Below are 9404 nucleotides of genomic sequence, written 5' to 3' on the forward strand. Positions count from 1 at the left end.
ATTTCTTTCTCTAAACGCTCGCCATGAAAACAGCCAATCATCCCGACACCGTCCTGATTGTCGATTTCGGCAGCCAGTTCACACAGCTCATCGCCCGCCGCATCCGCGAGGCCGGCGTGTTTTCCGAGATCGTGCCGTTCCAGTCGGCCGAAGCGGCGTTCAAGCGCATCAATCCGAAGGCTGTCATCCTGTCCGGTGGCCCGGCTTCGACCAGCGATATCGGCAGCCCGCGTGCGCCGCAGATCGTCTTCGACGCCGGCGTGCCGGTGCTTGGCATCTGCTATGGCCAGATGGCCATGTGCGTGCAGATGGGCGGCGTCGCCGAAAGCTCCGACCATCGCGAGTTCGGCCGCGCCTTCGTCGAGATCGAAAAGGACAGCCCGCTGTTCGAGGGCCTGTGGGCGCCCGGCCAGCGCCACCAGGTGTGGATGAGCCATGGCGACCGCGTCATCTCCTTGCCCAAGGGGTTCGAAGTGCTCGGCAAGTCGGAAGGCTCGCCCTTCGCCATTTTCGGCAACATCGAGCGCAAGATGTACGGCATCATGTTCCACCCCGAGGTGGTGCATACACCCGATGGCGCCCGGCTGCTCCGCAACTTCGTCCACAACATCGCCGGCATCGAGGGCGACTGGACCATGCGTGCCTACCGCGAACACGCGGTCGAGACGATCCGCAAGCAGGTCGGCAAGGGCAAGGTCATCTGCGCGCTGTCGGGCGGCGTGGATTCTTCCGTCGCGGCGCTGCTGATCCACGAAGCGGTCGGCGACCAGCTCACCTGCATCCTTGTCGACCACGGCCTGATGCGCAAGGACGAGGCCGCGGGCGTGGTGGCGATGTTCCGCGAGCACTACAATTTGCCGCTCATCCTGGTCAACGCATCGGATCGATTCATCGGCGCGCTGGAAGGCGAGTCTGACCCCGAGAAAAAACGCAAGACCATCGGCCGGCTGTTCATCGAGGTGTTCGAGGAAGAGGCCAAGAAGCTCGGTGGAGCCGATTTCCTGGCGCAAGGCACGCTCTATCCCGACGTCATCGAGAGCGTCTCCTTCACCGGCGGCCCGTCGGTGACGATCAAGTCGCACCACAATGTCGGCGGCCTGCCCGCGCGCATGAACATGCAACTGGTCGAGCCGCTGCGCGAACTGTTCAAGGACGAGGTGAGGGCGCTCGGCAAGGAGCTCGGCCTGCCCGAGAGCTTTATCGGCCGGCATCCGTTCCCAGGTCCGGGTCTCGCCATCCGCTGCCCCGGCGGCATCACCCGCGAAAAGCTGGAGATCCTGCGCGAGGCCGACGCCATCTATCTCGACGAGATCCGCAAGGCCGGCCTCTACGACGCCATCTGGCAGGCCTTCGCCGTGCTGTTGCCGGTGCAGACGGTCGGCGTGATGGGCGACGGCCGCACCTACGAGTTCGTCTGCGCATTGCGTGCCGTCACCTCGGTCGATGGCATGACGGCGGATTTCTACCACTACGACATGACATTCCTCGGCGCTGCCGCCACCCGCATCATCAACGAAGTCCGCGGCATCAACCGCGTCGTCTACGACGTCACCTCGAAGCCGCCGGGAACAATCGAGTGGGAGTAGGGAACTGAGGCCGCAGCGTAGAAGCGGCTGCCCTCGCGATCTCCGATGCAATCGCACTGGCCAGCATGCAACCCGTCCCGCGCATCGATGTGGCAAGGCGCGGCATGTCGAAGCGGACCGGTGCTTGATCGAAGCGCAACAGAATATCGGTTGATCGAGGTCCCGATGCGTGGCCGCCCTTGATCAGCAGGGCCTGCGCTTCGGCGGCCAGCAATCCCTAGCCTTGCCATACTGCGCCGTCCTCATCCACCGCCAGTTCCGAGCCAACAAGGAGCGCCAGTTCGATGAGATTGGGTGTGACGAGACGGCAAAGCGGCATCAGATTGCGCTTCATGACGGCGATGGCGCCTGCTTCCAGCAGAGCCCGGCCTGAAGTGGAGGCCAGTACGGGGGCGAGCACTGCCGGCACGTGCGGATTTTCGCGCAGCACGGCGGCAACGGCCGCGATGATCTCAGCCGTTGGCCAGCGCTACTTTGTCAAGCACATTCGGCCTGCGGCGGTGATCGGCGGCCAATCAAACCCAGGGAAGCGCGCGCGCAAAGATCGAGAACAAATTACGTCCCGGAGGCCAAGGCAAGAATGGCCAAAGTTGCATTCGCCCCGTCAAGGATGGAGAAACTGTATCGCCCTTGCGCGTCGAGATCGACCGAGTAGCTCAGGCGGTCGCGGATGTGGTTGTCCTGGTCGAAGGTGACGATCCGCGGCTTCAGCGAGGTGATATGCACTTCGTCCAGGTAGATCGAGTTGCAGACAATGATCTGGTCGTCTGTCTGGCAGGTGCGGGCCGCCGCACCATTGAGGATGCAGCACCGTGAGCCGCGCTCGCCCAGAATGACATAGGTCGAAATCCGAGCGCCGGAATTCTTGTTCCATATCTCCACGAATTCCATCGGCAGGATCCCACGCCTGCGGGCGAGAGGATATCGCTGCCGCAGCAGTGCAGGATGCGTCTTCTCTGCCTCTCGGTCTGCAATCTGTGGTAAGATTGTACACAAAATATCAAAACTGTGTTGACAATCTTGCGCTAGAGGTTTCCCTTAGGGCATCCGCGCAGCCAAAGAGCAAAACACAAAGCGCGATAACCAGAAGGGGAAATGCCAGAATGATCGACCGACGCTCGACTCTCAAATCGATGGTGCTTGGCGCCGTCTCCGCTCTCGCTATGGCCGCTGCGGGCATGCCGTCCGCGGAGGCCCAGAACAAGGAACTGAAGATCGGTTTCGTCGGTGTCACCAGTGGCCCCGCCGCCGCTTGGGGCACGTCGAACGTACGTTCGATGCAGACGCGTGCCGCCTGGATCAACGAGACCGGCGGCGTCAAGATTGGCGACGCCACCTACAACGTCAACATCGTTACGTTCGACGATCAGAAAGACCCCAAGCGCGCCATTGCCGGCATGGAAAAGATGGCGCAGGAGGGCATCCACTATGTGGTCGGCCCGAATGTCGATGACGGTGCTGCCGCCGTGCGCCCGGTCGCCGAGGCCAACGGCATCATCTATTTCCCTTACGCTTTCCCCAAGGCGCTTTATCAGAAGCCTGCCTCGAATGCCGTGCTCGGCATGATCGCTAACTATCAATCGGGCCCGGCGATCTACAAATACCTCAAGGAAAACAAGGGCGTGAAGACGATCGCCTTCGTTGCCGCCAATGAATCGGATCCGTTGAGCCAGCGTGACGGCGGCGTTGAGGCAGCCAAGGCGCTCGGCCTCAAGATTGTCGCCCAGAACGACACTTACCAGAACGATACGCGCGACTTCACGCCGGTGCTCACGCCGATCGTTGCGCTGAAGCCCGATCTGCTCGTGCTGTCAGGCGTCGCGCCGGCCAATGCGCCGCTGCTCATCCGCGCCGCCCGCGAGCTCGGCTTCGAAGGCCTGATCTCGACCGAAACGGCACAGGACGCAAAGGTTCTCGAGGAGGGCGCCGGCGAATACGCCAACGGCTTCATCTCGGTTGGCGGTGCCTCCACGCCCGAGATCGCCTCGGACGCGATGAAGGAATTCGTCGCCCGTTACACCAAGATGTTCGGTGAGTACAATGACGAGTCCAACACCAAGGTCTATGCGCTCGAGTACATCATCGACACGCTGAAGGCCAATCCGGCGGCGATCGACAATGTCGATGAATTCAAGAAGACCATGGACACCTTCTCGGCGCCCAACCCCTACCTGAAGGGCGATGCCAAGCTGAGCTATGTCGGCACGACCTCCTTCGGCCAGAAGCGCCAGCTCGCGGTGCCGATGGTGGTCAACGAGTACAAGGACGGTGCCTTCCAGACCCTGTTCGTCGGCACGGTCGATTAGGGTTAGCTTCCCTGCGGTTTCTTCCTCCCGCGTTGCCGGGGGCCCGGAACATTCTCCGGGTCCCTCGGAAGATTGAAGGCGTCCATGGAACAGGTCATCGCAAATGGATTCTACCTCGGCGCCCAATATGCGCTGATCGCATTGGGGCTCACCCTGATCTTCGCCCTGATGAACGTGCTGAACTTTGCCCACGGGCAGATGTACGTGCTGGGCGGCTTCATCACCTACACCGTCTACGGGCAGCTCGGACTGCCCTTCGTTCTGGCGCTGCTGGCTTCGGGCGTCACCCTTGCGGTCATCGGAGCGCTCATGGAGAAGTTTCTTTTCCGGACCGTCATCAAGCGCAGCCTCCGAGAGGAAAGCACCATGCTGCTGGCGGCGGCGACGGCGTTTTTCTTCGACGCCGTCATCCTGCTCATCTTCGGTGAAAAGCAGCGCGGCGTACCCAAGATCGTCAAGGGCGTCTTCAACGATGGCGGCATCATCATGCCCTATGACCGTATGCTCGTCGGCGTGCTCGCACTGGTCTTCATCGCCGCCTTCGTCCTTTACATGCAGTACAGCAGGGTAGGGCGAGCCATGCGGGCGCTGGCCCAGGATCGGGTTGCTGCCCAGTTGATGGGCGTCAAGGTCGATCGCTACACGATGATCGGCTTCGCCATGGGTGCCATGCTGGCCGGCATCGTCGGTGGCCTCCTGGTCACCATCACTGGTGTCAATTCCGGAATCGGCGGGCCGATCTCGATCAAGGCCTTTATGATGGTGATGATCGGCGGCGCCGGCGTCGTCGGCGGCGCGATCGCCGGCGGCTTCATCCTCGGCATGATGGAGTCCGTCGGCCTCACTGTGCTGCGCGAATATGGCGACGTCACCTACCTCGTCATCTTCGCGGCGCTGATGGTGTTCCTTTCGATCCGCCCCAATGGGCTGATGGGCAAGCCGTGGGGTTGATGCGCGATGACGCATAACGTGAAAATTGCTTCAGTCGCCGCCTTTTTGGCGATCGTCTTCATCGCCGTGCCGGTTCTGATCTCCGCCAGCGGTCGGACCGACCTCTACTACACGCTCACCTCGGTGGCTCTGCTCAGCATTGCCAGTGCCGGCGTGTGGCTCACCTTCTATATCGGCCGGATCAATATCGGTCAGGGCGCCTACGCACTGATGGGGGGCTACGTCTCGGCCATACTCGTGGTGACCTACGGTTGGTCGTTCTGGCTGACGCTGCCGGCCGCCGGCCTGTTTTGCGCGGCGGCGAGCGTCGCTATCGGCCTGCCGATCCTGCGGCTGCGCGGCGTCTATTTCGCCATGGTGACACTGGTGCTGACTGAGGTCGCGCGGCTTCTGGCGCTGGCGCTGCCGGTCACCAACGGCGCCAAGGGGATGGTCAGCATCCCGCTGCCCGGGGCGCTGTCGGCCTTCGGCCTCATCATCATTCCGGATTTCGCCACGTTGCATAATTCCCGGCTTGCCTTCTACCTGCTGGCGGCCGCGCTCATGGTGGCTTGCTTCGCGGTGGTGTACCGGCTGGTTCATTCACGCATCGGCAAGCTCTGCCAGTCACTCCAGCAGAATGAGGAGCTGGCCTCGTCGATCGGCGTCAACATCGCCTATCTGCGCGTCATCGCCTATGCCGTCTCGTCCTTCTTCGGCGGCGTCGCCGGAGCGATCTTCGCCGCCATCTCGCAATCGATCTATCCGTCCAGCTTCACGGTCACCGACTCTGTCAACTTCATGCTGAACTGCTTCCTCGGAGGGCTCGGCTATGTTTTCGGTCCGATGCTGGGCACGCTGGTGCTCTATTTCGGCTGGGACCTGCTGTTCCAGACCGGCCAGTTCCAGCTGCTGATCTACTCGACCTTGATGATCGTGCTGATGCTGTTCCTGCCCAACGGCTTGCTGAGCCTTGCCGCCACGACCCGGAAGAAGGGCTGAGCCATGGCCGATCTGCTCGAAGTCTCGGCCCTGACGAAGCGCTTTGGCGGTCTCGTCGCGGTCAACAACGTCTCCTTCTCGGTGCGCGAGAAGGAGATACTGTCGGTTATCGGCCCCAACGGCGCCGGCAAATCGACGTTGTTCAAGCTGATCTCGTCCTTCCTCAGGCCGACATCGGGCCAGGTGCGCTTGAAGGGCGAGCGCATCTCCGATCTGGCGCCGCACATCGCGGCACGCAAGGGCGTCGTCCGGACGTTTCAGGAAACGACGATCTTCAAGAACATGAGCGTGCGCGAAAACGTCATCATCGCTCACCATCTGCGCTCCACGGCGAGCCTGATTGGCTTCTTCCTCGGCACCAGCACGGCCAAGGCCGACGAGGCGGCCTTCGGCGCCTCGGCCGACGACATTCTTGAGCTGCTCGGCCTATCGTCGCTCGCCGGTGAAATCGCCCGAAACTTGCCGCATGGTCACTTGCGGGCCCTTGGCATTGCCATCGGTCTCGCCACGAACCCGTCGATCCTGCTGCTGGACGAGCCTTTCGCCGGAATGAATCACGACGAGACGATGAGAATGGTGGCGATGGTCAAACGGTTGCGCGAGCTTGGCCTCACCATCCTTCTGGTCGAGCACGACATGCCTGCCGTCATGAAGATTTCCGACCGCATCGTCGTCTTGAATTTCGGCGAGAAGATCGCCGAGGGAACGCCGGCGCAAATCCAGAACAACGACAAAGTGATCGAGGCCTATCTCGGCAGCGAAGACGAGGCGATCGGCCTATGAACCAGATCCTGAAATTCGCTAATGTCGAACTCTATTACGATCACGTCTATGCGCTGAAAGGCGTGTCGGTTGAGGTCAACGAGGGCGAGACCGTTGCGTTGATCGGCGCCAACGGTGCTGGCAAATCGTCGATCCTTCGCGCCATCACCGGGCTGCGCAAAATCAAGTCCGGCGAGATCCATTACCATGGCCAGCGCATCGATGGCGCTGCTCCCGATGACGTGGTCAAGATGGGCATCTCCATGGTTCCAGAGGGGCGCCGTGTCTTCCCTTACATGTCGGTCCGGGACAATCTCCTGATGGGCGCCTTCACCCGCTCCGACAAGGCCGAGATTGCCAACTCGCTGGAGATGGTGCTCGGCCGTTTTCCTCGCCTCAAGGAGCGATATTCGCAAGCCGCCGGAACGATGAGCGGCGGCGAGCAGCAGATGCTGGTTATCGGCCGCGCGTTGATGGCCAAGCCACGCCTGCTGCTGCTCGATGAGCCGTCACTGGGCGTCGCACCGAAGCTTGTCCAGGACATTGCCCGCTCGATCGTGGCAATCAATCGCGACGAAAAGGTCAGCGTTCTCCTGGTCGAGCAGAATTCCCGCATGGCGTTGCGCATTTCGCAGCGTGCCTATGCGCTGACCACCGGCAGCGTCGCCCTTAGTGGGAATTCCGCCGATTTGCTGACCGACGAACGGGTCAAGCGTCTTTATCTTGGCGGCGAGGTCTGAGGCTTATCGCATGCGCATACTTGTCATAAATCCCAACACCACCGCATCGATGACCGCCAAGATCGGCAAGGCGGCAATGAGCGTCGCCTCCGCAGAAACGGAGATCATTTCGGTCAACCCCGGTGATGGTCCGCCGAGCATCGAAGGCTATTTCGACGAGGCCTTCGCCGTTCCGGGTATCATCGCCGAAATGAGCAAGGCAGCGGCCATCGATGCCTATGTGATTGCCTGTTTCGACGATACCGGGCTGGACGCGGCACGTTGCGCCACCGAGGCTCCGGTCATCGGTATCGGCGAGGCCGCCTTCCACCTAGCCAGCCTTGTTGCAGGCAAGTTCAGTGTTGTGACGACGCTCGCCCGCTCCGTTCCGGCGATCGAGCACAATTTGGTGAAATACGGCCTCGCGTCGCGCTGCGCCAAAGTCAGGTCGTCGGAGGTTGCCGTGCTCGATCTCGAACTACCGGGCTCGAACGCCAGGCGCAGAATCTCGGACGAGATCGCGCGCGCCATCGCTGAGGACAGGGCGGAGGCGATCGTTCTCGGCTGCGCCGGCATGGCCGATCTGGCAAGCAGCCTGTCGCAGGAACACGGCGTTCCCGTACTCGACGGTGTCGCCTGCGCGGTGACGTTGGCAGAGAGCCTGTTCAGAGTCGGTTTGAGGACGTCGAAGGTCGGCGGATACGCTGCCCCCCGCAGCAAACGGTTTTCGGGGATTTATGAATCGCTGTCTCCGGCCGGAGCCGCCGCAGCGGTTATATCACCGACCTAGAACGCGCTTGGCCTTACGAATTGAGATCCTGTGTCCCGGGATTGACCGCCGCGCAAGCGATACTAGATTGCATCGACCGTTAAGCGGTTTGGGATAGATCAGGCGGTGTTGTGCCTGCGCGTTGAAAAGCATGTTGACAGTGCTCAGAGAAGAGGATCGTGACGAAAAACCGGCAACCCGCTGGTCGCCGATCTACTATGGTCTGAGAGATGCCATCGTCAGTCATCGTCTCGCCCCTGGCACCAAGCTGCCGGAAGATGAGTTGGCGACGATCTATTCGGTGAGCCGCACCGTCATTCGTGCTGCCCTGCAGGCTCTGGCCCATGACCGGTTGGCGCGGCTGGAGCCGAACCGCGGTGCTTTCGTGGCACAGCCGTCGAAAATTGAAGCCCGCGAGGTGTTCGAGGCACGGGCGCTGATCGAACCCAAGGTGGCTTGGCTCGCCGCCAGTGCGGCGGTACCAAGCGACATTGCATGGTTGCGGCAGCATCTCGAGAAGGAGCATGAAGCACTTCACGCTGGCCGAGACAGCGAGGCGATCATGCTGTCGGCACGTTTCCACGTTGGCATCGCTGAGATCGCTGCACATTCGGTGTTCACCAAATTCGTTCGCGACCTTGTCTCGCATTCTTCCCTCATCATCGCGCTTTATTGGAAACGGCGCGACGCGACCTGTGAGAAACACGCCCATCACGCGCTGGTCGATGCAATCGAAGCAGGGCGTAGTTCCCAAGCGGCCGAGCTGATGACCAGTCATCTGGTCGACCTCCTGTCGGGGCTCGACCTCACAGACAAGATAGAAAAGTCTGACAATCTCTCCGACTTGCTTCGTCCGTAGAGCGGGAGAGCACCCAGTGCTGCTGTACGCGAGCAGCCGTGGTTGCCGGCACTGCCTGGATTATGGTCTCTCGAGTTTCGGCGCTTGATGCGATGGGAGCGGCGCTCGAGGAACGGATCGAACGAAGCGGGTTTGGCAAGCGGCCCTGCGCCTTGCAGCCCGGCTGGCTGTTGGCCAACGAATTGGCCAGGTTCGACCGATGGGATCGGGCAGCGCGCGTTGTCGCGGGCAGTCGCTACTCAAAGGTCTGGAACAGACAATTCGCAACCCGCATTCGCACTGCCGCTGTGTTGGCACGCATCGCCGCCCTCCCTCAATCCACTGCGGTCATGAAGGCTTTCGACCTGTCGCGCTACGGCGCTCCACCAGATCAATTGACGGACGAGATCGATAGCAATCTGTACGAGGTAGCCCAGATGGCAGATAGTGGTCGGTAGGCGTGCCGCCCAAGTGACCTGAACCGCCGGGTCG

At 61.5% G+C, this 9404-nt stretch carries 9 protein-coding genes and 2 pseudogenes; 9 read left to right on the forward strand and 2 right to left on the reverse strand.

The genetic code is table 11. The features are described 5' to 3' along the window. Positions 1 to 23: 23 nt before the first annotated feature. Complete coding sequence (guaA, locus tag FCU66_RS39195) at positions 24 to 1586, forward strand: glutamine-hydrolyzing GMP synthase (RefSeq protein ID WP_136622351.1); 1563 nt, start codon at positions 24 to 26, stop codon at positions 1584 to 1586. Here guaA and FCU66_RS39200 read toward each other — a convergent pair. Both FCU66_RS39200 and FCU66_RS39205 read right to left on the reverse strand, forming a co-directional pair. After that, positions 1549 to 2037: pseudogene (locus tag FCU66_RS39200) on the reverse strand (bifunctional hydroxymethylpyrimidine kinase/phosphomethylpyrimidine kinase). The gene guaA and the pseudogene FCU66_RS39200 overlap by 38 nt on opposite strands. 104 nt (positions 2038 to 2141) lie before the next feature. After that, positions 2142 to 2489: pseudogene (locus tag FCU66_RS39205) on the reverse strand (aspartate 1-decarboxylase); the annotation flags it as partial. 200 nt (positions 2490 to 2689) lie between these two features. Here FCU66_RS39205 and FCU66_RS39210 point away from each other — a divergent pair. The 8 genes from FCU66_RS39210 to FCU66_RS39245 all read left to right on the forward strand — a co-directional run bounded on the left by FCU66_RS39210 (position 2690) and on the right by FCU66_RS39245 (position 9370). Further along, on the forward strand, positions 2690 to 3892 hold the full coding sequence (locus FCU66_RS39210) for an ABC transporter substrate-binding protein (RefSeq protein WP_136622352.1): 1203 nt from the start codon (positions 2690 to 2692) through the stop codon (positions 3890 to 3892). A gap of 84 nt (positions 3893 to 3976) precedes the next feature. After that, a complete protein-coding gene (locus FCU66_RS39215) occupies positions 3977 to 4843 on the forward strand; it encodes a branched-chain amino acid ABC transporter permease (RefSeq protein ID WP_136622353.1) in 867 nt (288 codons plus the stop codon). 6 nt (positions 4844 to 4849) lie between these two features. Continuing rightward, positions 4850 to 5824: a branched-chain amino acid ABC transporter permease gene (locus FCU66_RS39220; protein ID WP_136622354.1), complete on the forward strand. Its 975-nt coding sequence runs from the start codon at positions 4850 to 4852 to the stop codon at positions 5822 to 5824. 3 nt (positions 5825 to 5827) lie between these two features. Beyond that, positions 5828 to 6607, forward strand: coding sequence for an ABC transporter ATP-binding protein (locus FCU66_RS39225; protein WP_136622355.1), 780 nt, complete (start codon positions 5828 to 5830; stop codon positions 6605 to 6607). Next, complete coding sequence (locus FCU66_RS39230) at positions 6604 to 7326, forward strand: ABC transporter ATP-binding protein (protein WP_111547949.1); 723 nt, start codon at positions 6604 to 6606, stop codon at positions 7324 to 7326. Before FCU66_RS39225 ends, FCU66_RS39230 begins: the two co-directional genes overlap by 4 nt. A 10-nt stretch (positions 7327 to 7336) precedes the next feature. Continuing rightward, positions 7337 to 8095, forward strand: a complete 759-nt coding sequence (locus FCU66_RS39235; RefSeq protein ID WP_111547950.1) for an aspartate/glutamate racemase family protein — start codon at positions 7337 to 7339, stop codon at positions 8093 to 8095. 130 nt (positions 8096 to 8225) lie between these two features. Continuing rightward, a complete protein-coding gene (locus FCU66_RS39240) occupies positions 8226 to 8933 on the forward strand; it encodes a GntR family transcriptional regulator (protein WP_136622356.1) in 708 nt (235 codons plus the stop codon). Between the two features lie 38 nt (positions 8934 to 8971). After that, positions 8972 to 9370 (forward strand): hypothetical protein, encoded by a 399-nt coding sequence (locus FCU66_RS39245; protein WP_136622357.1) that lies wholly within the window; start codon positions 8972 to 8974, stop codon positions 9368 to 9370. The last annotated feature ends 34 nt before the right edge of the window (positions 9371 to 9404 follow it).

Origin of the sequence: Mesorhizobium norvegicum, assembly GCF_004919685.1 — a bacterium.
In the GTDB taxonomy this organism is placed as follows: Bacteria; Pseudomonadota; Alphaproteobacteria; order Rhizobiales; family Rhizobiaceae; genus Mesorhizobium; species Mesorhizobium norvegicum.

Coding starts and splice junctions, on each gene's coding strand:
- FCU66_RS39215 (WP_136622353.1), top strand. CDS start 3,977: ATGGAACAGGTCATCGCAAATGGATTCTACCTCGGCGCCCAATATGCG.
- guaA (WP_136622351.1), top strand. CDS start 24: ATGAAAACAGCCAATCATCCCGACACCGTCCTGATTGTCGATTTCGGC.
- FCU66_RS39225 (WP_136622355.1), top strand. CDS start 5,828: ATGGCCGATCTGCTCGAAGTCTCGGCCCTGACGAAGCGCTTTGGCGGT.
- FCU66_RS39235 (WP_111547950.1), top strand. CDS start 7,337: ATGCGCATACTTGTCATAAATCCCAACACCACCGCATCGATGACCGCC.
- FCU66_RS39220 (WP_136622354.1), top strand. CDS start 4,850: ATGACGCATAACGTGAAAATTGCTTCAGTCGCCGCCTTTTTGGCGATC.
- FCU66_RS39230 (WP_111547949.1), top strand. CDS start 6,604: ATGAACCAGATCCTGAAATTCGCTAATGTCGAACTCTATTACGATCAC.
- FCU66_RS39210 (WP_136622352.1), top strand. CDS start 2,690: ATGATCGACCGACGCTCGACTCTCAAATCGATGGTGCTTGGCGCCGTC.
- FCU66_RS39240 (WP_136622356.1), top strand. CDS start 8,226: ATGTTGACAGTGCTCAGAGAAGAGGATCGTGACGAAAAACCGGCAACC.